Source organism: Streptomyces sp. NPDC047072, assembly GCF_040643855.1.
In the GTDB taxonomy this organism is placed as follows: domain Bacteria; phylum Actinomycetota; class Actinomycetes; order Streptomycetales; family Streptomycetaceae; genus Streptomyces.
The window spans coordinates 1-24,802 of the sequence record NZ_JBEYVC010000160.1 but is presented as its reverse complement, the minus strand read 5'-3'; the positions used below and the strand labels follow the sequence as shown (position 1 = coordinate 24,802).

The window sequence follows — 24,802 nt, the reverse complement described above, 5'->3', positions numbered from 1 at the left end:
GGCGGTGCTGTCGATTGAGAAGTGCAGGGCAATGGACGCCGGCCGCTGCGGGCGGACACCCCCCGCCCCCGTCCCCTCACCGCCGTACGCGGGTGACAAAGACCCACCTGTGTCTTTAGGGGCGCGGGGAACTGCGCGACCAGCCACGACGGACCCGCAGCCGCCATCCCACCGAAGCCGGCAACCCTTTAGGCGTCTCTTCTCCCGAACACCGGACCCAGCAACAACTGGGCCGCCCCTTCCGCGATCCCGTCGGAGACAACCGTCACCGGCACCTCGCCAGCCCGCTCCCTGAGTACCGTCGAGACGCCCCCGGCGAACACCTCTGGCCAGGACAGAACCGTGCGGCCGCCCAAGAGGACCTCGTCGATGTCGAGCAGGCCGACCAGGTTTGCCGCGCCTACGCCCAAGACACGTGCCGCCTCCTCCACTGACCCGTCGGCCACCGCCGCGAGGCACAGCGTCTCGATGCAGCCGTGGTTGCCGCAGGTGCACGGGGGGCCGTCCAGGTGGATGACCTGGTGGCCGAATTCCCCCGCCGCCGTACGGGCACCCCGGTGGACGTTGCCGTCGAGGACGAGGCCGGCGCCCAGGCCCGTGCCGAGGTGGAGATAGGCGAAGGATGTGGTGTCTGAACCCCGGCCCGCGACCGCCAAGGCCAGGGCCGCCGCGTTCGTGTCCTTGTCTACCGCGACCGGTACTCCCAGGCGTTCTTCGAGGGCGGTTCGGAGGGGGAAGCCGTTCCATTCGGGGAAGCCGGTGACGCGGTGCAGGATGCCGTGGTGGTGGTCGAGGGGGCCGGGGAGGGCGATGCCGACGCCGAGGAGGGAGGCCGTGTCCGAGAGGGCGCGGCTGGAGGTGGCACCTTCCAGCGTCTCTCCTACGAGTCGTTCCACCTCCCCCGTCACCGCCCGCAGCACCTCCTCCGACCCCGCCCCCAGGTCCACCGACGCGCGCCGTTCGGCCAGCACCCCGCCCGTCAGGTCCACCAGCAGTGCGCGGAGTCCGTCCCGGTCCAGGTGGACGCCCACCGCGTGGCCGGCGGCCGGTACGAGTCGTAGGACCGTGCGTGGCTTGCCGCCTGTCGACGCGCGGTGGCCGGCCTCCGTCGCCAGGCCCTGGTCCTTGAGGCGGGCGGTGATCTTGCTGACGGCCTGGGGGGTGAGGCCCGTGCGGTCGGCGAGTTCCAGGCGGCTGACGCCCTCGGGGCCCGCCCCGCGCAGCAGGTCGAGGACCAGCGCGGTGTTGTGGCTGCGCAGGGCCAGCACGTTGGCGCCGCCGTTCGTCCTGTTCACGCTCCCCATTCTCGCCCGCGCTTGCACTTTGGCAACACCGTTGCGAAAGTGGGACGCATGACTGGTACGAGTGGCACTCCTCTCCGTGTGGGGCTCATCGGCTACGGCCTCGCGGGCTCCGTCTTCCACGCCCCGCTGATCGCCGCGACCGAGGGCCTCGTCCTCGACACCGTGGTCACCGGCAACCCCGAGCGGCAGGAACAGGCCCGTGCCGGGTTCCCGGGTGTGCGTCTCGTCGCCTCGGCCGACGAGTTGTTCGCGCGGGCCGGGGAGCTGGATCTCGTTGTCGTCGCCTCTCCCAACAAGACGCATGTCGCGCTCGCCACCGCCGCGCTGGAGGCCGGGCTGCCCGTCGTCGTGGACAAGCCCGTCGCCGGGACGGCCGCGGAGGCGCGGGAGTTGGGGCGGCTCGCCGAGGAGCGGGGGCTGCTGCTGTCGGTCTTTCAGAACCGGCGGTGGGACAACGACTTCCTGACGCTGCGCGGGCTGCTCGACGAGGGGTCGCTGGGTGAGGTCTGGCGGTTCGAGTCGCGGTTCGAGCGGTGGCGGCCGCAGACCAAGGGCGGGTGGCGGGAGTCCGGCGATCCCGTAGAGATCGGAGGTCTGCTCTACGACCTTGGGAGTCATGTCGTCGATCAGGCGCTCGTGCTGTTCGGGCCCGTCCGGTCCGTGTACGCCGAGTCCGATGTACGGCGGGCCGGTGCCGAGGTCGACGACGACACCTTCGTCGCCCTCACCCATGCCAGTGGCGTTCGCTCGCATCTGTTCATGTCCGCCACCGCCGCCCAGCTCGGGCCCCGCTTCCGGGTGCTCGGCTCGAAGGCGGGCTATGTGAAGTACGGGCTCGATCCGCAGGAGGCCGCGCTGCGGGAGGGAGAGCGGCCCGGCGGTAGTGGTGAATGGGGGCGGGAGCCCGAGTCGCTGTGGGGGCGGCTCGGTGCCGGTGAGTCTCCGCTGACCGGAGGTGGGAGTGCCGTGCCTACCCTTTCCGGTGACTACCCGGCCTACTATGCGGCCGTGGCCAGGGCTCTCTCCGGCGGCGGTGCCAACCCGGTGACCGCGCTGGAGGTGGCCGCCGCCCTCGACGTACTGGAGGCGGCGCGCCGTTCGGCCCGTGACGGAGTGGTGGTGGAGCTGTGACGCACAACACCGAGCTGACCCCGAAGTTCCACCCGGAACTCACCCCGCCCCTGGAGGAGTTGGAGGCGCAGGAACGGCGGCTGGTCTTCCGGCAGTTCACCTACGACGACGCCTGGGCGCTGGGTTCGCTGCTGGTGGAGCTGGCGCGGGAGCGGCAGGCTCCGGTCGCCGTCGACATCCACCGCTCCGGCCAGCAGCTCTTCCATGCCGCGCTGCCGGGTTCCACTCCCGACAACGACGCCTGGATCGACCGCAAGCGCCGGGTGGTGGAGCGCTACGGCTCGGCCTCCTACCTGGTCGGTGCCCGGTTCCGCGCCAAGGGCAGCACCTTCGAGGAGTCCTCGCGCCTTGACCCGGACACCTACGCGGCCCACGGCGGCTCCTTCCCGATCCATGTCGAGGGCGCCGGCGTCATCGGCTCGGTCACCGTCTCGGGGCTGCCCCAACTCCAGGACCACCGGCTCGTCGTAGAGGCCCTGGAACGGTTCCTGGGTCTCGGCGACTGACGGGAAGATCTCGCGCACCCCTCCGGTTGGCACCCTTGTGTACCGCACACCGACCGGAGGGAACGGCCCCCATGAGTGACTCCCTGAAGGAATCCGTCGGACGGTTCGGCGTCTGGAACGGCGGCGCGCTGCGTTCGGAGGATGCCGATCGGCGGGCTGAACTCGCCGAAACCGCCGCCGAGTTGGAGGAGCTCGGCTTCGGTGCCCTGTGGCTCGGCGGCAACAGCGCCGCCCATCACGCCCTCCCGCTGGTCGAGGCGACCTCGCGGATCGTCGTCGGCACCAGCATCCAGAGCATCTGGCAGTACGAGGCCGCCGAAGCCGCCGCCGCCTTCCAGGGCCTGGAGTCCGCACACCCCGGCCGCTTCGCGCTGGGCCTCGGCGTCAGCCACGCCAAGCTCGCGGACCAGTACCGCCGCCCCTACTCGGCCCTCGTCGACTACCTGGACGCCCTGGACGAGGCGGGGGTACCGGCCGACCGGCGCCTCCTCGCGGCGCTCGGCCCCAAGAGCGTCGAACTGGCCCGCGACCGCGCCGCCGGCACGATCCCGTACCTCATCAGCGCGGAGCAGGTCGCACACTCCCGCGAACTCCTGGGCGAGGGGCCCCTGTTGGCGCCGGAGTTGAAGGTCGTCCTGGAGGCCGATCCGGGGCGGGCGCGCGCTCTTGCCCGCGACTACCTGGCCATCTATCTCGGCCTTCCCAACTACACCAACAACTTCCTCCGCAACGGCTTCACGGAGGAGGACTTCGAGGGCGGCGGCAGCGACCGCCTGGTCGACGCGGTCTACGCCTGGGGAACGGACGCCCGGATCCGCGCCCGCATCGACGACTTCATCGCGGCGGGCGCGGACCACGTGGCGCTCCAGATCGTCAACGGCGCCCCCAGGGACGCCATCCCGAGGGAGGAATGGAGGAGGCTCGCCGATCTGCTGGGCTGAAGGTGGCCTGGTTACGCGTCCTTGAACTCCTGCCGCTGGCGCCCGAGTCCGGCGATCTCCAGTTCCACCACGTCCCCGCTCCGCAGGTACGGCTTGGGCTCGGGCTCACCCAGCGCGACTCCCGCCGGGGTTCCCGTGTTGATCACGTCGCCGGGGTACAGCGTCATGAACTGGCTGACGTAGCGCACCACTTCACCCACGGGGAAGATCTGCTCGGCGGTCGTGCCGTCCTGCTTCAACTCCCCGTTGACCCACAGCTTCAGCGAGAGGTCCTGCGGGTCACCGACCTCCTCGGCGGTCACCAGCCACGGCCCCAGGGGGTTGAACGTCTCGCAGTTCTTCCCCTTGTCCCACGTCCCGCCGCGCTCCAGCTGGAACTCCCGCTCGGACACGTCGTGCGACACCGCGTACCCGGCGACGTGTGCGAGCGCCTCCTCGGTGGACTCCAGGTACCGGGACGTCCGTCCGATGACGACCGCCAGCTCGACCTCCCAGTCGGTCTGCTCCGACTTCCGGGGGACCAGCACCGTGTCGTAGGGGCCCACGACCGTGTCCGCGGCCTTGAAGAAGATCACCGGCTCGGCGGGCGGCTCGGCCCCCGTCTCGCGCGCGTGGTCGTGGTAGTTGAGCCCGATGCACACGATCTTGCCGATCCGGGCGAGCGGCGGCCCGACGCGCAGCCCGTCCGCGTCGAGCGCCGGCAGCTCGCCGGACTCCGCGGCCGTACGGATCCGGCCGAGCGCCGCGTCGTCCGCGAGCAGCGCTCCGTCGATGTCCGGGACGATGCCGGAGAGGTCCCGCAGGACCCCCTCGGCGTCGAGCAGCGCAGGCGTCTCCGCTCCCGCCGTACCGACTCGCAGCAGCTTCATGGTCACAGTCTCCCTAGATCGCGGGGCGTCTCCCGACGGGTGCAGCCATCGGATGACTGGTCGATCCTCCAAGGTCACCGTCCACTCCGCAATACCCGGTTCACGGACTGGACCGCCACCACGCCGGTCAGCGGTAGAGGGCGGCCCTCTCGACGGCGGCCCACGTCGAGCTGGTCACCACGTAGAGCGCGGCCGCCAGCGGGACCACCGCCACGGTGAAGAGCGTGAAGAAGGACATGAACGGCATGACCTTGGTCATCGCTCCCGTACCGGCCACCGGCACGACCGGGTTCGCGGCCATCATCCGCTTCGTGCGGCGGTAGTTGAAGGTCGCGACCAAGGTCACGAACAGGAACAGCCCGACGTAGACGAGACCCGCTCCCCCGAACATCCCGCCGTCCCCGAGCGCGTCGGCCCAGCGTCCGCCGAGGGGCGCGGTGAACAGGTCGTGGCCGAGCAGTTCGTTGGCCTTGCCGCCGATCGTCGTGTTCGAGAACAGGTGGTAGAGCAGGAAGAACGCGGGGAGCTGGAAGAGGCCGGGCAGGCAGCCCGACAGCGGGGAGACCTTCTCCTCGGCGTGCAGTTCCAGCACCGCCTTCTGGAGCTTCTCGGGGTCGCCCTTGTGCCGGCTGCGCAGCTCGGCGATCTTCGGCTGGAGCCGGGTGCGGGCCTTCTGGCCGCGGGCGGCGGCGCGGGACAGGGGGTGGACGAGCAGTCGTACGAACGCGGTGAACAGGACGATCGCGGCGGCCGCCGCGGTGGCTCCGAAGAGCGGGTGGAGCAGGTCGGCCAGGTGCTGGACCAGGTCGGCGAAGACGGACATGGGTGAGCCCTCCGGGGGTCTCGTCGTGCCGGGAGTGGAAACAGGGCGGCATGACGACCCGCGCGGGGCACGGTCGTACGAGGGAAGAGGTGCCCTACGCAGTCGCCGGGAGGGCGTGTCCGGGGGCACGGGGGCGGGTGCGGCCCCGGGCGTCGGGGTCCCGCTGCGGGAGGAAGGCCGTACGGCGGTCGCGGTCGCGGATGGCCGTCCGCACCCGGGTGGGCGGGACGGCGGGCGCGCAGCGCGAGGCGAGGAGTGCGCAGGCCGCGAACGCGGAGCCGGCCGCGGCGGTCGCGGCGAGCGCGAGGGCGGCGGAGAGGCTGCCGGTGTCGAGGAGCGCGAGGTCCAGGACGAGGAGGAGGAGTACGACGGCCGGGCGTGGTGGCCTGGTCCAGCTGCGGATCATGGTCACTCCCCCTTTCGTCATACGGTCCTTCGGTTATACCCGATCGAGGTTATGCCTGGTCGACCGCGATCGGTTCCAGCAGCCGCTTGGGCTTGAGCAGGGCGCGGGCGACCGGGTCCGCGGGGTCCGGGTCGAGGCCGGGGCCGGGGAGCATGAGGACGTCCTCGGCCGGTACGACGACCGCGCAGGCGGGGCATTCGCCGTAGGAGCCGATCTCGGTGCCGCACTCGGCGTGCCGGAAGACGCGCAGCACCGTTTCGCCGTAGTACTCGCGGCCCCAGCGGCCGAGGGCGCGCAGGGTGGGCCACAGGGCGGTGCCGCGGGCGGTGAGGACGTACTCGTCGCGCGGCGGGGACTCCTGGTAGCGGCGCTTCTCCAGGAGTCCCTCCTCGGTGAGCATCTGGAGGCGGGCGGCGAGGACCGCGCGCGGGATGCCGAGGTGGACGAGGAAGTCGTTGTAGCGCCGGACGCCGTAGAGGGCGTCGCGGATGACCAGCAGGGTCCATCGCTCGCCGACGGTCTCCAGCGCGCGGGCGATCGAGCATTGCTGTGTCGCGTAGTCCTTGCCCAGTGCCATGGCGTCCACTGTAACCAATTTCCACGAGCTTGGTTCAATGACCGAACTCACTCTGTTACGGTGACGGACATGGCTAAGTTCAATGAACGAACCTTGCTGCAGGAACCCCGGAAGACGGCGGCGCCCGCTCCCCCGCGCGCCCGGGCCACCCTCGCCCTGACCAGCGCGGCCACCGCCGTCGCCCTGATGACGTACACCGCGCCGATGGTCACGCTCCCCGACGTGGCCGCCGCCCTGCACACCCCGCTCTCCGCGCAGGCCTGGCTCCTCAACGGCACCCCGCTCGGCCTCGCCGCGCTGCTGCTGGTCGCCGGGACCCTCGCCGACGACTACGGCCGCCGGCGGATCTTCGTCGCGGGCACCCTCGCGCTGGGCGTCACCACGGCGCTCGGCGCGCTGGCCACGTCCACCTGGCTGTTCACCCTCGCCCGGATCGCCCAGGGCGCGGCCAGCGCGGCGCTACTCGCGAGCAGTCTGGGCCTGCTGGTGCACGCGTTCCCGACCCCGCGCGGACGGCTGCGCGCGACCGGCGTCTGGGGCGCGTTCGTGAGTGGGGGCATCGCCGTCGGACCGCTGCTGAGCGGGGCGATGCCGAGCTGGCGGGTGGCATACGGGGTGCTCGGCGCCGTCGCGCTGGTCGTGGCCGCGCTCTCCGCGCGCCTGCTGACGGAGTCCCGCGCGCCCCGCGGCGGCCGGCCGGACCTCGCCGGGGCGGTGTCGTTCGGGCTGGCGCTGGTCTCGCTGGTCGCGGCGCTCACACTGGGCCGGGACGGGTGGCTGCGCCCGCAGGTGGGTCTGCTCTTCTTGTCCTTCGTCGCGCTGCTGGGCGTGTTCGTCGCGGTGGAGCGCCGTACGGCGACCCCGATGATCGACCTGAGCCTCCTCCGCCGCCCCCTCTTCCTCGCGTCCTCCTCCGGCGGGCTGTTCACGGGGCTCGCGGTGATCGGCCTGTTCAGCTTCCTCCCGGCGCTGCTCCAGCAGACGCTCGGCCTGTCCGCGATGGACACGGCCTGGCTGTTCCTGCTCTGGTCGGGCCTGTCGTTCACGGTGGCGCTCCAGGCGAGGCGCCTGGCGGGCCGGGTCCCACCGCGCTGGCAACTGGCGTTCGGCTTCACCCTCCACGCGGTGGGCGTCCTCGCCATGGTGGGCTCGCTGGACGCGGGTTCCTGGATCCGCATGCTGCCGGGCCTGGTCCTGGCGGGCGTCGGCAGCGGTCTGTTGAACGCCGCGCTCCCCTTGCTCGCCGTCGACTCGGTCCCCCGCGACCGCGCCGGCATGGGCTCCGGCGCCCAACAGACCTTCCGCTACGTCGGCTCCTGCGCGGGCGTCGCCCTGACGATCGCCCTCGCGACGTCCTCGGGCGGCGGACTGGCACACGGCGCGGACGTGGCGATGGGGGTGTCGGCGGGGCTGGCGCTGGTGGCGGCGGTGAGTGTGGTGGGGGTGCGGGGGCGGGCGTGAACGGCGCCACCTCGCGTTTCGGCTTCCTCAACTGTCGTGGTCTGTCAATGTTGTTCCCATGCCCGACGTCACACCCGAGGAACCCGGGGACCCGCGGCCGCCCTACAGGGAAACCCACCAGGCCGCCGTACGACAGTCAGCCGACGATGACCAGTTGACTCCGCTGGACGACTACCCCGAGATCAAGCTGACCCCCTTCGACAATTATGAAATGCCTTCGCCCTGGGACGTCGGCTGGGACGTGCACACCACCGACGACGCGGGATGAAGGCCGGCGAGGTCATCGCGGAGACCATCGAGAAGCAACTCGCCCATGTGCGAGAGCGCCGCGCCGGCGTCGAGTCCCGCGGCCAAATGGTCATCACCACCTCCGGAACCCTGGTGACCCTGCAACTGGCCTTCGTCACGGTCGTCGCTCCCGACCGGGCCACAGTGTCGACTATCCCCCGGGTCTTCCTCGGGCTGTCCTTGGTCGCGTTCCTCGGCGCCGCCGTCTTCGGGGTCCTCACGAACCTTCCCCGCGCATGGTCGGAGATGGACCCCGAGAGCCTGAAGCCCCTCGTGGCCCAGCAGCGGCTGTGGGACGCGGTCGAGGAGAAGGCCCGCAGGCAGGTCGCCAAGGCTCAACTCGCCGTGCTGACCGCCTCCATGAGTCTCGTACGGAAGATGAGCCGACGGCTCACCGCAGCCATCGTGTCCGAGGTCATCGGTATGGCCATGCTCGCGATCGCGATCCTGCTGATCATGCTGAAGCGATGACCAACCCTCAGTTGCGCGGCCGCATCGACACCAGCTCCCCCCACACCACCAGCCGGTACCTCGACGTGTACTCCGGTGTGCAGGTGGTCAGGGTGATGTAGTAGCCCGGCGTGGAGTAGCCGTACGTGGGGTGGAGGGTGGAGCGGGGGATCCTGCGGATCACTCCTGAGTCGCGGGACGACGTCTGCGGGAGGGTTCTCGTCACCTTGTACGTGTAGACCGCCGTCCGGGTCTCCACCCGGACCGTGTCCTCGCGATGGAGACGGTTGAGGTACCGGAACGGCTCGCCGTGGGTGTTGCGGTGCCCGGCGAGCGCGAAGTTCCCTGCGTGGCCCGGCTGTTGGGTGCCGGGGTAGTGGCCGACGTACCCCTTGTTCAGGACCGCCTGCTTGCCGACGCCCTCGGCGACGGGGACGCGGAGGTGCAGGCGGGGGACGACGAGGATGGCGTACGCCTGGGAGGGGGTGGGGGTGGCGCGGGCGGAGGTGGGAGCGGGTGCGGTCGAGCGGCCGGACGGCGCGTCGGGGGCCGACGCCGCGGGGGTCGTCGTAGAAGATCCGTCGTCGGGCGGGCCGGCGGCCGGTGAGCCGGCGCCGTTCCACTCCCGCTCCAGCGCCTCCACCCTCCGCTCCGCCCCCTCCTTCGCCTCCCGGTTGGTCCACCACAGCTGATGGACCACGAGCAGGAGGAGGACGGCCCCCGCGGTGACGAGGAGTTCGCCGCCGGTCCACAGCGCGCGTCGGCGGCGGGCGCGGCGGCGTCGGATGTCGTGGTGCAGGATGCGTGGCCGCATGCGTCGCGCCTCCCCACGTAGGACGTCCCCTCGTCGGGGCCGCCCGCACGATAGGGCGCGGGCCGTGAAGTCTCCAGAGGCACCCGACCGCCGAACGCCTCCCCGGAAACCGGTGTTCTAGATTCCGCACTTCGTCCACAGGTTTTAAGAAGGGCTGCCAAAACCCTCGACAACCTCACTGGCCACACCCGATGCTTCCTCTGGCATGAACGGGACACGGACAGAGACGGCGGTTGAGGGACCTGCTGTCGATGATCGAATCGGAGACACCATGATCCGACGCAGAACGCTGCTGACAGCCGCAGGAGGCACCCTCCTCGGCAGCGCGCTGGCCACCGGCACCGCCCACGCGGACGCCACGATCGCCGTCAATCCGGGTACCTCGTACGGCACTTGGGAGGGCTGGGGCACGTCCCTTGCCTGGTGGGCCAATGTGTTCGGCGGCCGGGACGACTTCGCCGACATCTTCTTCACCACCAAGTCGACCACGTACAACGGCACTTCGCTCCCCGGTCTCGGTCTGAACATCGCCCGCTACAACCTGGGCGCGTGCAGCTGGAACACGGTGAGCGGATCGTCGATGGTCGCGTCCGCCAACATCCCCGCGTTCAAGCAGATCGAGGGCTACTGGCAGGACTGGAACAACGAGGACCCCACCTCCTCCGCCTGGGACTGGACCGCGGACGCCACCCAGCGCGCGATGCTGACGAAGGCGGTCTCCCGCGGCGCGACGACCGAGCTGTTCGCCAACTCCCCGATGTGGTGGATGTGTCTGAACCACAACCCCTCGGGCGCCTCGGACGGCGGCAACAACCTCCAGTCCTGGAACTACCGCCAGCACGCCTCCCACCTCGCCGCCGTCGCCCTGTACGCCAAGAACAACTGGGGCGTGAACTTCGCGACCGTGGACGCCTTCAACGAGCCCTCGTCGTCCTGGTGGACGGCGACCGGCACGCAGGAGGGCTGCCACATGGACGCGACGGTCCAGTCGGCCGTACTGCCGTATCTGCGCAGCGAGTTGGACGGCCGTGGCCTGACCGGCGTGAAGATCTCGGCCTCGGACGAGACGAGTTACGACCTCGCCCGCACCACCTGGAACTCCTTCAGCTCGACGACGAAGGGGTACGTCAACCAGGTCAACGTGCACGGCTACCAGGGCTCGGGCGGCCGTAGGGACCTGCTCTACACGGACGTGGTGACCACGGCCGGCAAGAAGCTGTGGAACTCCGAGACCGGCGACAGCGACGGCACCGGCTACACCACGGCCTTCAACCTCCTCTACGACTTCCGCTGGCTGCACCCGACGGCCTGGGTCTACTGGCAGGTCATGGACCCGACCGCGGGCTGGGGCGTGATCAAGTACGACGCGAGCACCCTGACGGCCGGCGCGATCGAGCGGAAGTACTACGCGCTGGCCCAGTTCACCCGGCACATCCGCCCCGGCATGCGCATCCTGGACACCGGCGTGAGCTACGCGGTGGCGGCCTACGACGCGACGGCCAAGCGCCTGGTCATCGTGGCCCTCAACACCTCGTCCTCGGCCCAGACCCTGACCTTCGACCTCTCGCGGTTCACGACGGTCACGGGCGGGTCGGGCGGCCTGGTCCCGCGCTGGAACACGGTGACCACGGGCGGCGACGCGTACGCCTCGTACTCCAACACCTATCTGAGCGGGAAGACGGTGTCCGCGTCGTTCGCGGCGAAGGCGGTGCAGACCCTGCAGATCGACGGCGTGACGATCTGAGCGCGGTGCTGGAAGGGTTCTGAAAGGTGCGGGCCGGGGTTTCCCTTACCCGGGCCCTGGCCTGCACCTATCTCTCCTTTGACACTGATCGGCAGTACGGTGTCCCCCATGCGCCCCGACACGCCTGCCGAGAACGTCGACCACACCGCCGAAGCGGCACGCCTGGAGCGGACCGCCGACCTGTACCCCGAGGACGCCGAGGCCCTGCTGCTCCAGGCCGCGGCCCACCGGGAACTGTCCGGCGACCGCCCCGCCGCGACCGCCCTCTACGACCGGCTGCTGGCCTCCCCCGAGGGGCTGGACCGCCCTCATCTGGTACGCGCCCTCAAGGCCTCCAACCTCTGGGAGTACGGCCATGAGGCCGAGGCCCGCGCCATCATCGACGGTGTCCGCGCGGCGGCCCCGCGGGATCCGGCGCCGTGGGTGATCGTGGCGGAGTCCCTGGAGTCCCACGACGAACTGGAGCAGGCGCAGGCGACGTTCACGGAGGGCACGCGCGTGCTCCTGACGGACGTGGCCGAACCGCCGTACTCCACGCATCCGTTGCTGTTCGGCCGCCACCGGGTGCGCCGGATGCTGGGCGTGGCCCACGACGACTGGGACACGCTGGCCGACAGCCTGCACTCCTCCCCCGTCTCCCTGGACGAACTCCACGACCCCAAGCGGGTCTGGTCCCTCGGCTCGGACAACCCGGCCGAACTGGCCGCGGAGATCGCCCGGTTGCGCGCGGAGCTGGGGTCGTTCCGGGAGGCGCTGTCCCGGCCGTTCCCGGTCGCGGTACTGCACTGGCCGTCCGGTGAACTCGCCGAACTGCTCGCCGCCTACCCGTCGTTGGCGGAGGAGTACCCCTCCCACGAGGAGCACCTGGCGACGATAGAGGCGTCGCTGCGCGAGCTGGCCGCCTCCGGCACCCCGAACCTCGGCATCGTCACGGGCACGGTCCCCTCGTACGAGGCCTTCGCGGCGTCGGAGGGCTCGTCCCCGGCGGAGGCGGAACTGCTGCCGCAGTACGCGACGACGCTGGCCGCGCGGGGGCGGGCGGTGGAGTGGCCGCCGCAGCGGGGGACGGGGTGTTGGTGCGGGTCGGGGCGGGGGTATGGGGAGTGTCACGGGGAGTGAGGGCTTGAGTCGGTGAGGGGGCCGAGTTGGATCTCGGCCCCCTTTTTTATGCCCTGTTGCTTACTCGGAGAGCCACTCCGTGGCGTTGAGCGCGAGGGCCGCGTTGGTCGCGCCGGTGTCGTTCCAGCCGTCGTAGAGCGTGTTGCCGGACTGGCCGGTGCCGTCGTCGATCGGCGAACTGTCGCCCCAGAAGGCGATCTTGCCGCTGCCGTAGGTGCTGGTGAGGAAGAACGCTCCGGTGTTCCCGGAGTAACCGCTGCGGTACACAAGCCCCTTGACGTTCGCGTTGTCGGCGGGGGTGAGCGTGGCGGTGGTGCCGTCGGCGATGAGGCTCTTGGTGACGGCGCCGAAGGAGCCGTTGAGGACCGCGTTGGAGCTGTCGCTGATCGCGGCGGGGTAACCGGACTTGATGTCCAGCGAGTCGATGGAGAACCCGAACGGGTCGTCGCTGTCCACGCTGTTGTTGGTCATCAGGTCGTTGAGGATCTCGACCGCGTCGTAGCCGTCGTTGTTGCGGTCGGCGCCGGTGTGGTCGGAGATCATGAAGAGACCGCCGCCGTTCTTCACGAACGTCATGATCGCCGTCTTCTCGGCGGTCGTGAAGAGCGTGTTCGGCTCGGGCAGGACGAGCGTGTCGAAGTTGGAGAGGTCGGTGGTGGACGAACCGCCGTACGTGAGTGCGCTGGTGGCGGTCTTGAGGCTGTAGTCGCCCGTCTTCTGGAGGTCCACGCCCCAGGATGAGAGCGCGCCGGTCCAGTCCGTCTCGGCGGACGGGGAGGAGTCCTGGGCCAGCGGGTCCGGCTTGCTGGTGGAGATGATCCAGTCCGCGTTGCCCGCCTCCTCGGCGTGGCCGTCGTCGAACAGGACGCGGTGGGTGGTGGCCGCGGCGGCGGGCGTGGACGCCTGGAGCGTGGCGCCGGCGGCGACCAGGCCGAGGACGGTGAGGGCGGTGGCGAATCTGCGAGGACCGGGCATCGCGTGAACCTCCATGAGTGGGGGGACGGAGTGGCGGTGCGGGTGGTGAGGCGTGCGGTGATGCATGTGGGGGGGCGAATCTGCGCGCGTAGAACGGAAGTTGAACGACCCTCCGCTCGACACAGGGCAGGACGCTACACAGAAGATCATCCGGGACGGGAGAGCCCTCTGAGGGTTCACGTAGATCTCTTACTCCGGGGCCATGCCTGTCAGGAGGGCCACGCCCCCGACAGATGCCGTACGACGACCGCGCTGAGCGTGCGCACGCCCCGCGTCGAGCCCGGGTCGATGCCCGTGAGTTCACGCACCCGGCGCAGGCGGTAGTCCAGGGTGCGGGTGTGGACGTTGAGCGCGGTCGCCGTGGCACCGCGGTGCATGTCGTGGCGGTAGTACACGTCGAGCGTGGCCAGGAGGTCCGGGCCGGGCTCCAGCCGGCGGGCCAGAGCGCGGAGCCAGTCGTCGACGAACGGCAAGTCCGCGACGGCGAGTTCGACGAACACGTCCGCCAGGGTGTGCGGTCTCGGACGGGCGGAGGCCGGGCGCGTCGGGGCCGCCCGGCTGATCCGGCGGGCGCGCTCCAGGGCGGCGGACAGCTCCGGCAGCGGTGCGGTGACCGTGCCGACGGCGCAGGGGCGGGCGAGGGCGGCGGCGAAGTCCCGTACGAGATCCGGCAGTTGACGGGGTCCGAGATCCGGTAGGAGATCGGGGATCACGTGTGGTGGCAGGTTCTCCGTCTCCGCCGCACCGGCGACCACGGGGAACAGGGCGATCAGCTCACCGTTCCCCCACGTGATCGGAGCCTGATGGTTCTTCACCAGGACCCCGATCTCGTTCTCCAGGAAACGGTCGACGACGGGCGGATCCGGGAGCCGGAACACCGTCACCGCGTAGCGATCCGGGAGTTCCATGTCGAGGGCCTCGGCGAGTTCCGCGGAAATCGGGTCGCCGTTCACCAAGGAACCGGCAAGGAGGGCGACCTGCTCGATATAGGGAATTCGGCGGCGCAGTACGCGGACGAATCCCTGGCGGTAGGCACCGATACCGCGTTCGCCCTGCGGGGCGAACCAGGCCATCATGCGCATGAGTTCGTCGACTCCGCCGCCACGCTGGGCCTCGGTCGCCTCGTTGATCTCCCGCAGCATGAGCGCGGTGTGCACGCGCAGCACCCGCTGCCGCGCGTCGAGCGACATCCCGGCACCGGCCCGCAGCTCCCCCATCGACGCGATGTGGCCAAGATCGGCCGCGCTCAACTCGCTGTTGTCCGGCGACAGTTCGACGGTCCGGCGCCGGAACCACATCGAGTGCTCCAACGTGTCGGCCCGCGCCCGGGGGTCCTTGTCCAGGAACCCGAACTCCGGGATCTCACGTACGTAAGTCTCGACCTCACGGCGAGCGTTGGTCGACGCCTGCCGGGCCAGCTCGGCGAAGAGGCTCCCCATGGTGGCGAGCATGTCATTCAGGATGAACCGGCCGAGAGACGAGATCCGGACCTTTGTCACAGTGCGCAAAATTCCCCGAACGGGGCGTTCTCGACGCCCTTTCCGCTTGTGGAGGAGGTGTGAAGCGACCTTAATGAGAGCCGCGTTCACTCCGGATTGACCACGGAAATCAGGACCCAGACGGTCAGGCACAAACGGTCAGGCACAAACGGGAGGGAAACTCCGATGAGAACAGGCACGCGAAAGAGAGTCATGGCGGCGGTCGCGGTCGTGGCCACGTCGACGATGCTCCTGCTCGGCGCACCGGGCACCGGCTCGGCCGCCCCCGCCGCCACGCCCAGTCTGCGCGCGTTCGGGATCAGCGGCGACGGCACCCTGATGGCCACGTTCACGACCGACCGGCCGCAGGTCCTCGACTGGGTCAGGGTCGTCACCGGCCTCAGCGGCGACACGGCCCTGATCGGCATCGACTTCCGGGTGCAGGACGGCCTGTTGTACGGCGTCGGCAACAAGGGCGGCATCTACACCATCAAGACCCCGACAAGCAGCGGGGACGTCGTGGTCACCAAGGTGTCCCAGCTCCAATACGCGCTGAGCGGCACCAACTTCGGCGTCGACTTCAACCCGGCGGCCGACCGGCTGCGCGTGATCAGCGACAACGGCCAGAACCTGCGGCACAACCTGAACGACCACACGACCATCCAGGACCTCAACCTCACCACCCCGCCGATCGAGGGCACGACCAAGGGCGTCTCCGCGGCCGCGTACACGAACAACGACCTCGACGCGACGACGGCGACCACGCTGGTCGACATCAACACGACCACCGACCAGGTCGTTCTGCAGTCCCCGGCGAACAACGGCACGCTCGCCCCGACCGGCAGTCTCGGCCTCGACGCCGGGATCAACGCGGGCCTGGACATCTTCAGCACCCTGGCCGGCGGAAAGACGGTCGACAACGCCGCCTTCGCCTCGCTGACCCCCTCCGGCGCGAGCACGCCCTCCCTGTACAGCGTCAACGTCCTCACCGGCCAGGCCACGTCCATCGGCCAATTCCCGCTGAACATCACGGACTTGGCCATCTCGCTGACCGGCAACTGGCCGTAGCCGGACCCTCGCCGCGGTCCGGTGGGGGCCGGGCCGCGGCGGCACGTGGGGGCGCGGTGCCGGAATACCGTGGAGCGGGTGGGGTGAGCCGCGTTCCCTCGGGGCAGGGGCTGGCTGTGGTGAATGGCTTGCACGGCGGCATCCTTGGCGTGGACTCGGTCTCGGGCGGGGTCGAGGTCAGGCGTCTCGGCGGCCTGTGGCGGGTCACCCGCCTCTGGCACCCCGCTCTACGGCCGTTCCTGCGCAGTTACGTCGGCTACCGGGACGGCATGACCACGCCGTACGAGGTACGGCTGGTGCCCTCCGGCCACGCGACCCTGCTGATCAACCTGGCGGAACCCTTCTCCGAGGTCAGGCGACTGGACCTGCCGGCCGGCAGCCGGGGCGGCACCGGCAGGCTCGGCTCGCTGGTCGTGGGCCTGGAGGACCGCCCGGCGATCTGCGTGCACCCCGGCGGCCAGGAGGCGATCCGGGTGGAGTTCACCCCGCTGGGCGCGTACCGCCTGTTCGGCCTGCCGATGAACGAACTGACCAACCTGGCGGTCGAGATCGAGGACGTCCTGGGCCCGGCGGCCGGCGCCCTGGTGGACCGACTGGCATCGACTCCGGACTGGGCGACCCGATTCGACCTCCTCGACCGAGCGCTGCTGACCCGCCTAGACGACGGCCCGGCCCCCACCCCCGAGGTCGCCCAGGCCTGGCACCTGCTGCACGGCACGGCGGGGACGACGTCGATCGCCCGTATCGCGGCCGAAGTCGGCTGGAGTCAGGGCTACTTGACCCGCCGCTTCACCCAACAGGTGGGCCTGACCCCGAAGTCCGCGGCCCGAATCCTCCGCTTCCGCCACGCGGTGACCCTCCTCAACCAGGGCACCCCCCTGACGGACATCTCCACGACCTGCGGCTTCTACGACCAGGCCCACCTCAACCGGGAGTTCCGCACGATCGCCGGCACGACCCCGGGCCGCATGCTGGCGGCCCGCCAGGTCGAGGGCGCACTGTCCCTCCCCCGGATCCCCCGCGTCCCCCCGAGTACAAATTCTTCCAAGACCGCCCGCACACCACCCCGATAACGTCCCCCACGCCCGGTCGGACGGAACGGGGGACCGTCCGACCGGCTCCTTGGGGTCTACGTCAGTCCCGGCGAGCGGCGACGAAGTCCGTGACGACCATGCTCACCGTCAGCAGCCCCACCGCGACGACGGCACAACCGGCCGCCGTGGGAAGCAGATCCGCGGCCGTGTCGGAGCTGTTCGCCAGCACCCGGATCATCCGGTTGATCGGCGGCATGCCCTGGGTGAAGGCGAAGAACGGCAGCAGCAGGAAGGCCACGATCAGCGAGTGGCCGATACGCCGGATCACCAGCCGGGAGACGACCAGGCCGATCGCCACGCCGGTGCTCGCGCCGGTCAACTGGGCGAGAAACCCCACCAGAACGTCGTACGGAGTGAGCGCATGGCCGCCCACCACCAACGGCAGGAACAACAGCACCCCGGAGACGGCCAGGCACACGGCGAGCGCCACCAGCACGGTCCCGACGAGTACCGCCCGTGAACTCCCGGCGTGCACCACGGTGATGACGCGCCGCACGGGGTCCTCGCTGTTGACCAGCGCGACGGTCAGCCAGGTCGAACAGACGAAGAGGACGCCCGCGACGGGCCCGTAGATCGCCGCGGGTGTCGCCGGCCCGGAGCTGCCGGTGAGGACGACGGTGACGCCGACGAACAGCAGCAGCGGGGGCATGTAGCGCTGCGAGTGCAGCATCACGGAGAGGGTGTAGCGGAAGAGGGCGATCAAGAGGCACCGCCCTGGACGGGCGCGGACTGCGGGTCCTTCACCGGACCGGCCTCCACCATCGACCACCCGTCCCGCAGCGCGGCCAGGATCAGCCGATCGGCGTGCGCGGCGGTGACTTGGGCGGTCACGAACTCGCCGTCGGCGCGCACGGCGACCACGCCTTCGTGGTCGTCCCAGTCGGGGGCGCGCGGAATGCCGTACTCGTTCACCGGCGCTCTCAACACGATCCGCGTCTCGCTCCGTCGTACCGCCCGGGTGCTCCCCTCGTCGACACGCACGGTTCCTCCGCCGACCCGGTAGACGCGTGTCGCGTTCGCCCGTACCACCGACTCCCGGTGATCGGTGAACACGACGATGCCGCCCGCCGCGGCCGTCTCCTTCATGATCTCCGCCAGCACCCCGTGCGCCGAGGCGTCCAGCCCGGACCAGGGTTCGTCCAGCACGAACAGCTGAGGCGGAACCATCAACGCCTGTGCCAGGGCGACCTTTTGAGCATTCCCTTTGGACAACTCCCGCAGGGCGGTGTCCACTCCACCGACGAGATCGAGCCGCTCCAGCAACTCGTCGGCCCGCCGCGAGGCTTCCGCCCCGCTCAGCCCGCTGACGCACCCCATGTGTCTCAAGTAGCCGTACGCCGACATCCGTTCGTCGACCGGAAACCGATCGGGCACGTAACCGATCTCGGCGGGCCGATCGAGTATCCGCCCCGCGGTGGGCCGCGAGACCCCCACGAGCATCCGCAGCAGGGTCGACTTCCCCGAGCCGTTCCCCCCACTGAAGGCGACCGACTCACCGGGGTCCAGGTCCACATCCACATCGGCGAGCACCCAGGGCTCCCGCCCGTACCGCTTACCGATCCCGCGAAGTCTCATACCCGTCCCCGTGCTCCATGCCCCAAACCCTAGAAGCTGCCCCCTGGACGGCGCTTGGGCTCGACCAAGTCAGCTCAAAGAGCTTTCCGGGACGGCGGCACGCTCCGCCGTCGCCCGAAGCGCCGGAATCAACTCCGCGGCCCGTTCGAGCTGTTCACGCTGGGACGGCAGATCGAGGGCAGCGAGGCGTACGACGATGTGCCGGGCGCCGGCGGCGACGTACCGATCCAGCCGCTCCCGCACCTGTCCGACAGAGCCGGTGACGACCGCCTGGATCCTCTCCAACTCCCCTACCCGCATGCCATACACGGCTCGCGCGTACTCGTCCAGTGCCCGCCGGCCGCTCTCGACGTCATCGTCGATCCGTACGGAGACGAACAGCCCGGGAGCGACGTCCTCAACCGCACGCCCGGCGTCCACCGCCGCCGCGCGAACGCCACGAAGCCCGGAGGCGTAGTCGGCGGGTTCGGGCGGGTAGGGCAGCCATCCGTCGTACATCCGCCCGGTGCGGGCCAGCGCCGCCGGAGTCGCACCACCGAGCCAGACGGGCGGCCCTCCGGCCCGGTACGGCTTGGTCATGGGCGGAACGCCGTCGAACCGGAGGATCTCGCCGTGGAAGGACTCGGCACCACCCCACAGGGCCCGCCACAGCGCGACCGTCTCGTCCAGGCGAACGAAGCGCCGCTCCCACGGCACCTCGGACAGTGTGTAGAAGGGCCGCCCGAACCGCCCGGGAAAACCTGCCCCCACGGCCACGACGAGCCGCCCGCCGGACAGCAGATCGACCGACGCGAGCGCCTGCGCGACCTGCACCGGCCGCCGCAGGAACGGCATCAACGCGGCCGTCCCCAACGCCACGCTCTCCGTCGCCGGGGCGAGGGCGGCCAACATGGTGAGCGCCTCGATGCGAGGGCTGATCAGGGAGTCGTTGACGAAGAGCGAGGAAAAGCCGAGGCGTTCGGCATGACGGCCGAAGCCGACCAGCTCACGCGGGTCGTCGGCGGGGCCCCACTGGGCGGTCGCGGTAGGAAGCAGTACACCGATATCCATGAACCCGATGGTCAAGTCCCGCGAGGTCGACGACAATTCCCTCGAGGGAATGACCTGCGCTCAGGGATCGACCCCATGGCGCACAACATAACGACCGCGCCCCACAAGCGAACGCGCCCCAACCCCGCCCAACAACCAAACAGACCCCACCGCTCCTACCCTGGCCCCCGCCTTCCCCAGGCCGCCCGCTCGCTTCTCCCCCGTGCTGGAGCGGACTGAGTCAAGGGTGGCCCAACGGGCCATCGCCGCAGGCGACGCGCCCGCAGGAAGCGCCCTTGACTCAGTCCGCGGAAGCACGACCCTCGAAAGAAGCGGGCGGCCCACGTCAACAGCCCAAGAAGCGGAACCACTACCATCGTTCACCTGTTCATGGCGTACTGGTGTACGGGGGAGTGTGCGTGGGCGTCGTCCTGCCTGGCGAGCTGGTCTGGGTCCTGGACCTGATAGGCATCGAGTGGCCCAACCTCGACGAGGACGAGTACCGCGAAATGGCCCACGATCTACGGGCGTTCGCAGATGAGGTCGACAACGGCCGCGCGGACACCCACCGAGCGGTCCAGCGTCTCCTGAGCGAGAACACCGGCCCAGCGGCCGAGGCCTTCGAAGCCCACTGGAACAAGGTCAACACCCAGCACCTGGCCAACCTCGGCGAAGGTGCCCGCATGCTGGCGACCGGTCTCGACGGCGCGGCCACGCTCGTCTCCGGCGCCAAGGGCGCGGCGATCGTCCAACTGGGCATCCTGGCCGGGGAAATCGTCGCAGCCCAGGCCGCTGCCCCACTCACCCTCGGCCTCTCCGAACTGGGCGCGCTGGGCGCCACTCAGGCCACCCGTGTCGTGGTGCGCAAGATCCTGCGCGAGGTGGAGGAAGCGGCGGCCGAGCAGATCATGTCCCTCGTCACCGGGCCGATCTTCGCCGCTCTCGGCGGCATGGCCGGCGACTTGGCGATCCAAGTGGCCGCCAACGCCCTGGACCTACAGGACGGCGTGAAATGGAACCAAGTCGGCCAAGCAGGGAAGGAAGGTTTCTCCGAAGGAGTGGACGACAGCCAGGCCCAACTCGACCAACTCACGGGCGTCGACGAACCTGTGGGCCGGCTGACCGCAGCCCACGCAGGCAACGCGGCGCCGGGACCGAGCGGCAGTCCACCTGCTTCCGGCCCGCCAGGGCCTGCCACGAGCACCGCCGGCTCCGACTCCCCCTTCGGGTGATGGCCATGAGCGACGGCTTCAACCACAACTACGACGAGACCGACCGCGTGCGGGACCGCGCTCGCGAGCAGGGCACCCACCTGGACGAGGCAGCGGGCTCACGGCTCCGCAGCAGCCGTACCCGCTTGCAGGGCACCCGAGGACGCGGCGCGTTGAGCGAGGCCATCGGCGCCGCCGCCGAGGAGGCGATGCGCGGACTGGAACAGGCGCAACGCCAACTCCGCCGCCACATGGACGACATGGCCGACGGCCTCGACCAGATGAGCCGCAACCACCGCACCAACGACGACCGGGTCGCCGACCAACTACGCGGCATCGGCGACCGCTCGGCCGGGCAGACGCCCACCCGGCCGCTCGCGCTGGAAGCCGGGCCCGCCGGTGGGCCCACGCATCGCGATGTGCTGAATTGGCGCAATCGACGTGCCAGCGGTCCTGGTGGACGAGAGGGAACACGCTGGTTTCAGGGCGAACAGTTCACGGCTCGCATGTGGGGTGGCCGCAATCAGGACAACCACGTACCCGTCCCGACGAACGACAACGCCCCCTACCCGGTCACCCGCCCCGGAGGACGCAACGTCGATGTCACGTCCGATGGCGGCGACGGCCGCACCTATCACGTAGAGACAAAGACCTACCAGCGGTGGAAGACCGTGGAAGGCCAAGCTGCCGAACAGTTCGTGCCGCTCTCTGACGACCTGTTCGAGCAGATAGCAAAAGACGTCAACATCAGACGAGCAGACCCGAACGTGGAGTTGAGATGGGACTTCGCTGACGCTCACCCGTCTCCAGAACTCGCCAACGCATTGCGCCATGCTAGAATTGTCTTTGTCACCCGTAATTAAAGCAGGGGTCGATTAATGGATTCCAGTCAGAGCCTCACCATCCGTGAGCTGCAAGAATCGCTTGCCGGTTGGGAGCAGGGCAGCAAGGAATGCGTTCCACGACTCGCTCACGCTCTCGGATTTGACGATCCGGACCAAGTGATGGAACGCCCCTACACGGCAGCCGCGCCCCTCCATGACCTCTTGACAGTTGAGGACCTGGCGTCATTGCCGGACGACGATTTCGAGTGGTTGCGCAGCCACGTCATCGGCTACACCGCCTACTACCTCACAAGCTCCTACGGTGGCTCTTGGGTCGTCGATGCCGACGAGAACTCACCTACGTACGCCACATATGTCCTCGGTGATTTCCCGGATCCCACGCCGAAGAATTTCAAGCTCGACGTGGGACGCAGAGTGGCGGAATTCTTCGATCTCCCAGTCGGGCGCAGCTACACCAACCTGATCGGAGATCTCGTCGAGTCGATCCCCGGGATCCCTCACTACGACTTCTCATCCTGAACCAGACCGCCCGTTGTACCAACCTCGGGCTTTCACGCTGGCCGGCAAGAATGAGGATCGTCGAGGTTCTTGTTCACGATGGACGCCCCCACCGGCCTGACCACGGACTAGTCCACCAGCTGTGTGCACCTCTGGTCGCACCGCTGCCACGTAGATCGACAGCCTGTGCAGCCGGTTGGCGAGGTTCTGAGTCGCATCGAACGATCTCTCCAAGTGCGCCTGCATCCAGAAACATTGGTGCGAAAGCGCAGGTCGGTGGGGGTCAGAACTGACCGCGACACCTGGGTACGGATCGAGCGGCGCTTGCTCGGCAGGATTCCCGGCCAGGGATGGAACGGCACAGAGTCCGCCGCTCGTCTGGAAGGCGTCGCCCAGCCGGTGTGGCATGGGTGCGTGGTCTGGCGAGACCAGAACGAGCCGGTGATGTGGCGAGCCGACGAAACGGATCTCCTGACCGGATCTCCTGTCGGCAACGCCATCTTGAGTGAGCCCCCCAAGCTACCGGACGGCTGGTGGGAGGCTCTGAACGCCTCGTTGGACGCTCTCGCGGCACAGAAGACGAGCCGAATCGCTACCCCAGACATGGAGACCATCACGCAGACGCTCGTCACCGAGTCCATTGGAGGAGACTGCGGTACTCCTTGACGGTCTGTTCGTCGATCTGGCCGGCCAGTGCACCGACGAGCTCACCCAGGCACTACCTGGCAGCCGTCCTGATCCGCCGTCACGACGTCACATGGCAGACAGCACAGAACCCCACCTCCGCCCCGGACTTCCGCTACGTCTTCGAGGCCCATTCCCTCGACGGCTCCCAGCGCACCTCGACCCCTGCGACGTCGTGTTGGAGGAGTTCCACAACCGGCTGCTCCAGATCGCACGCCTGATCGCCAATGCCGAGGCATCACTGGGTGTCGTTCGGTTTGTCGCCGACCGTTGACGTGGGTTGCACTGGCACAACATCCTGCGCAGTCGGCCGAGGCGCACTTGCCGCCAGACAGTGGCGTGATCCGATCAGGCTGCCCGAAAATGATCACTTTTCCGCTCAGCACCTTCGATTGTCAGTGGTTGCTGTTAGAACTGACCCTCATCGGTACGAGAGATCGAAGGAGCCAGTCGTGGACGATGCGGGGGACCCGACGCGCTTGGACGAGGGCGTCTACGAAAGGCTCGTCACGCAGGACGTCCATGATCAGATGGCGAGCCTAGAAGCCGCAGGTTGGAAGGCCATCGACGCGGAGGTGAGCGAGCAGTCCACGCCACATGTGCTGGCCCGGCATATCGGTGAGGCAGTGGGGCGGAGACTGGCCCAGCTCCCGCAGAAGCAGCAGGTGGCCGTCGCCAACCAGATCCTGCAGTCGCTGGCCGCCAACGCACCCGATCCTGATGAGGACAGGATCAGGAGCACCATCGCCGAAGGCCCCCGTCAGTTGCTCGCCGTAGCCGAACAGGAAGCCCCTGGGGTATACGCGATCCGGCCGCTGACGCCCCTCTCCGAAACGGCTCTGATCACCAACGCACCGGATGATCCCAACCTGGGCGCCGAGCTGCGCGCGGAACTCGCGACAGCCAACCGCATTGACTTGCTCTGCGCGTTCGTCAAGTGGCACGGCATAAGAGTGCTTGAGGACTCCCTCCGCGCCGCGAAGGAACGGGGAGCCAAGATCCGGGTCATCACCACCACCTACATCGGAGCCACAGACCGCCACGCTGTGGACCGGCTGGTCCGGGAGTTCGACGCCGAAGTCAAGGTCAACTACGAGATCAGATCGACCCGGTTGCACGCGAAAGCCTGGCTGTTCCGTCGCAAGACCGGCTTCAACACGGCTTATGTAGGTAGCTCCAACCTCTCCAAGGCCGCCCTTCTGGATGGTTTGGAGTGGAATGTACGACTGTCGTCGGTCGCCACACCTCGGGTGCTGGACAAGTTCGAGGCGACATTCGACGCGTATTGGAATGACCCGTCGTTTGAGTCATACGACCCCGACGAAGACGGAGAGCGCCTCACCGAAGCCCTGTCCCGGGCAGGCGGCAACGGGTCGGGAGACGACCTCAAGATCAACCTTTCCGGACTGGAAGTCCAGCCGTTCCCACACCAGCGGGACATGTTGGAGCGTCTTCGCGTCGAGCGCGTGATCCGCGACCACCACGAGAACCTCCTCGTGGCGGCGACCGGCACCGGTAAGACCGTGATGGCGGCCCTGGACTACCGCTCCATGCGCGACCGGCAACAAGGACGGCTACCTCGGCTTCTCTTCGTGGCTCACCGCAAGGAGATCCTTAAGCAGTCTTTGCGTACCTATCAAGAGGTACTCGCGAACGCTTCCTTCGGCGAGTTGCTCTTCAACGGCCAGGAACCCAGCGAATGGAACCACGTCTTCGCGAGCGTCCAGTCCCTCAACCTCCAGCGTCTCGAGCGGCTCGACGCCCGTCACTTCGACGTGATCGTCATCGATGAGTTCCATCACGCCACTGCAACCACAGATGGTGTCCCGCCACGTGGTGTAGCCGGTCAAGGTTCGTGAACGCGCGGGTGTCTGCCCGGGGCGTGCATCAGCTGCCGCTGCTTGCTCCCTGA

23 protein-coding genes and 3 pseudogenes are annotated in these 24,802 nt (G+C 69.2%); 15 read left to right on the top strand and 11 right to left on the bottom strand.

The features are described 5' to 3' along the window. Window positions 1–188: 188 nt before the first annotated feature. A complete protein-coding gene (locus tag ABZ896_RS41500) occupies window positions 189–1,304 on the bottom strand; it encodes an ROK family transcriptional regulator (RefSeq protein WP_360940710.1) in 1,116 nt (371 codons plus the stop codon). 48 nt (window positions 1,305–1,352) lie between these two features. On the opposite strand from ABZ896_RS41500, the gene ABZ896_RS41495 reads away from it, so the two are divergent. The 3 genes from ABZ896_RS41495 (at window position 1,353) to ABZ896_RS41485 (ending at window position 3,882) form a co-directional block, all read left to right on the top strand. Then, window positions 1,353–2,435, top strand: coding sequence for a Gfo/Idh/MocA family oxidoreductase (locus ABZ896_RS41495; protein WP_360940708.1), 1,083 nt, complete (start codon window positions 1,353–1,355; stop codon window positions 2,433–2,435). Continuing rightward, window positions 2,432–2,941: a heme-degrading domain-containing protein gene (locus ABZ896_RS41490; protein WP_360940706.1), complete on the top strand. Its 510-nt coding sequence runs from the start codon at window positions 2,432–2,434 to the stop codon at window positions 2,939–2,941. Before ABZ896_RS41495 ends, ABZ896_RS41490 begins: the two co-directional genes overlap by 4 nt. A 71-nt stretch (window positions 2,942–3,012) precedes the next feature. Further along, a complete protein-coding gene (locus ABZ896_RS41485) occupies window positions 3,013–3,882 on the top strand; it encodes an LLM class F420-dependent oxidoreductase (protein ID WP_360940704.1) in 870 nt (289 codons plus the stop codon). Window positions 3,883–3,893: 11 nt separating this feature from the next. On the opposite strand, the gene ABZ896_RS41480 is transcribed toward ABZ896_RS41485, so the two are convergent. The 4 genes from ABZ896_RS41480 to ABZ896_RS41465 form a co-directional block, all read right to left on the bottom strand. Continuing rightward, window positions 3,894–4,751: a fumarylacetoacetate hydrolase family protein gene (locus ABZ896_RS41480; protein ID WP_360940702.1), complete on the bottom strand. Its 858-nt coding sequence runs from the start codon at window positions 4,749–4,751 to the stop codon at window positions 3,894–3,896. 127 nt (window positions 4,752–4,878) lie between these two features. Further along, window positions 4,879–5,574 (bottom strand): YidC/Oxa1 family membrane protein insertase, encoded by a 696-nt coding sequence (locus tag ABZ896_RS41475; protein ID WP_360940700.1) that lies wholly within the window; start codon window positions 5,572–5,574, stop codon window positions 4,879–4,881. Window positions 5,575–5,668: 94 nt separating this feature from the next. Then, window positions 5,669–5,980 carry a DUF6412 domain-containing protein gene (locus ABZ896_RS41470; RefSeq protein ID WP_360940698.1) on the bottom strand — a complete coding sequence of 104 codons (312 nt, stop codon included), beginning with the start codon at window positions 5,978–5,980 and terminating at the stop codon, window positions 5,669–5,671. A gap of 49 nt (window positions 5,981–6,029) precedes the next feature. Beyond that, the gene (locus ABZ896_RS41465) at window positions 6,030–6,557 is read right to left on the bottom strand and encodes a helix-turn-helix domain-containing protein (protein WP_360940696.1); all 528 of its coding nucleotides are present in this window, start codon (window positions 6,555–6,557) and stop codon (window positions 6,030–6,032) included. 69 nt (window positions 6,558–6,626) lie between these two features. Here ABZ896_RS41465 and ABZ896_RS41460 point away from each other — a divergent pair, with 69 nt between their 5' ends. The 3 genes from ABZ896_RS41460 to ABZ896_RS41450 are packed head-to-tail and all read left to right on the top strand — an operon-like array spanning window position 6,627 to window position 8,777. After that, window positions 6,627–8,018, top strand: coding sequence for an MFS transporter (locus ABZ896_RS41460; RefSeq protein WP_360940694.1), 1,392 nt, complete (start codon window positions 6,627–6,629; stop codon window positions 8,016–8,018). A gap of 58 nt (window positions 8,019–8,076) precedes the next feature. After that, window positions 8,077–8,286 carry a hypothetical protein gene (locus tag ABZ896_RS41455; RefSeq protein WP_360940692.1) on the top strand — a complete coding sequence of 70 codons (210 nt, stop codon included), beginning with the start codon at window positions 8,077–8,079 and terminating at the stop codon, window positions 8,284–8,286. Continuing rightward, window positions 8,283–8,777 carry a hypothetical protein gene (locus ABZ896_RS41450; protein ID WP_360940690.1) on the top strand — a complete coding sequence of 165 codons (495 nt, stop codon included), beginning with the start codon at window positions 8,283–8,285 and terminating at the stop codon, window positions 8,775–8,777. Before ABZ896_RS41455 ends, ABZ896_RS41450 begins: the two co-directional genes overlap by 4 nt. Window positions 8,778–8,784: 7 nt before the next feature. Here ABZ896_RS41450 and ABZ896_RS41445 read toward each other — a convergent pair whose 3' ends face one another. After that, window positions 8,785–9,570, bottom strand: coding sequence for a class E sortase (locus ABZ896_RS41445; RefSeq protein ID WP_360940688.1), 786 nt, complete (start codon window positions 9,568–9,570; stop codon window positions 8,785–8,787). A 271-nt stretch (window positions 9,571–9,841) separates the two neighbouring features. Between ABZ896_RS41445 and ABZ896_RS41440 the strand changes: the two genes are divergently transcribed. Next, window positions 9,842–11,314 (top strand): beta-1,6-galactanase, encoded by a 1,473-nt coding sequence (locus tag ABZ896_RS41440; protein WP_360940686.1) that lies wholly within the window; start codon window positions 9,842–9,844, stop codon window positions 11,312–11,314. Between the two features lie 108 nt (window positions 11,315–11,422). Further along, complete coding sequence (locus ABZ896_RS41435; protein ID WP_360940684.1) at window positions 11,423–12,433, top strand: SEC-C domain-containing protein; 1,011 nt, start codon at window positions 11,423–11,425, stop codon at window positions 12,431–12,433. Window positions 12,434–12,499: 66 nt separating this feature from the next. Here the strand turns inward: ABZ896_RS41435 and ABZ896_RS41430 are convergent. Continuing rightward, window positions 12,500–13,408 (bottom strand): annotated as a pseudogene (locus ABZ896_RS41430) (hydrolase); the annotation flags it as partial. A 209-nt stretch (window positions 13,409–13,617) separates the two neighbouring features. Next, window positions 13,618–14,847 carry a helix-turn-helix domain-containing protein gene (locus ABZ896_RS41425; protein WP_360940712.1) on the bottom strand — a complete coding sequence of 410 codons (1,230 nt, stop codon included), beginning with the start codon at window positions 14,845–14,847 and terminating at the stop codon, window positions 13,618–13,620. 252 nt (window positions 14,848–15,099) lie between these two features. Between ABZ896_RS41425 and ABZ896_RS41420 the strand changes: the two genes are divergently transcribed. Together ABZ896_RS41420 and ABZ896_RS41415 are read left to right on the top strand one after the other, a co-directional pair. Next, complete coding sequence (locus ABZ896_RS41420) at window positions 15,100–15,954, top strand: DUF4394 domain-containing protein (protein WP_360940682.1); 855 nt, start codon at window positions 15,100–15,102, stop codon at window positions 15,952–15,954. 149 nt (window positions 15,955–16,103) lie between these two features. Next, on the top strand, window positions 16,104–17,027 hold the full coding sequence (locus ABZ896_RS41415; RefSeq protein WP_360940680.1) for an AraC family transcriptional regulator: 924 nt from the start codon (window positions 16,104–16,106) through the stop codon (window positions 17,025–17,027). 61 nt (window positions 17,028–17,088) lie between these two features. On the opposite strand, the gene ABZ896_RS41410 is transcribed toward ABZ896_RS41415, so the two are convergent. The 3 genes from ABZ896_RS41410 to ABZ896_RS41400 all read right to left on the bottom strand — a co-directional run bounded on the left by ABZ896_RS41410 (window position 17,089) and on the right by ABZ896_RS41400 (window position 19,673). Then, window positions 17,089–17,751 carry a hypothetical protein gene (locus tag ABZ896_RS41410; RefSeq protein WP_360940678.1) on the bottom strand — a complete coding sequence of 221 codons (663 nt, stop codon included), beginning with the start codon at window positions 17,749–17,751 and terminating at the stop codon, window positions 17,089–17,091. Next, on the bottom strand, window positions 17,748–18,623 hold the full coding sequence (locus ABZ896_RS41405) for an ABC transporter ATP-binding protein (protein ID WP_360940676.1): 876 nt from the start codon (window positions 18,621–18,623) through the stop codon (window positions 17,748–17,750). Before ABZ896_RS41405 ends, ABZ896_RS41410 begins: the two co-directional genes overlap by 4 nt. Window positions 18,624–18,692: 69 nt before the next feature. Further along, window positions 18,693–19,673 (bottom strand): LLM class flavin-dependent oxidoreductase, encoded by a 981-nt coding sequence (locus ABZ896_RS41400; RefSeq protein WP_360940674.1) that lies wholly within the window; start codon window positions 19,671–19,673, stop codon window positions 18,693–18,695. Between the two features lie 398 nt (window positions 19,674–20,071). Between ABZ896_RS41400 and ABZ896_RS41395 the strand changes: the two genes are divergently transcribed. From ABZ896_RS41395 to ABZ896_RS41375, 5 genes and pseudogenes are all read left to right on the top strand, one after another. After that, complete coding sequence (locus tag ABZ896_RS41395) at window positions 20,072–20,884, top strand: hypothetical protein (RefSeq protein ID WP_360940672.1); 813 nt, start codon at window positions 20,072–20,074, stop codon at window positions 20,882–20,884. Between the two features lie 5 nt (window positions 20,885–20,889). Further along, window positions 20,890–21,726, top strand: a complete 837-nt coding sequence (locus ABZ896_RS41390; RefSeq protein ID WP_360940670.1) for a hypothetical protein — start codon at window positions 20,890–20,892, stop codon at window positions 21,724–21,726. A 15-nt stretch (window positions 21,727–21,741) separates the two neighbouring features. Beyond that, window positions 21,742–22,227: a hypothetical protein gene (locus ABZ896_RS41385; RefSeq protein ID WP_360940668.1), complete on the top strand. Its 486-nt coding sequence runs from the start codon at window positions 21,742–21,744 to the stop codon at window positions 22,225–22,227. Window positions 22,228–22,350: 123 nt separating this feature from the next. Further along, window positions 22,351–22,854: pseudogene (locus ABZ896_RS41380) on the top strand (hypothetical protein); the annotation flags it as partial. 566 nt (window positions 22,855–23,420) lie between these two features. Continuing rightward, a pseudogene (locus ABZ896_RS41375) lies at window positions 23,421–24,707 on the top strand (DEAD/DEAH box helicase family protein); the annotation flags it as partial. Between the last annotated feature and the right edge of the window lie 95 nt (window positions 24,708–24,802).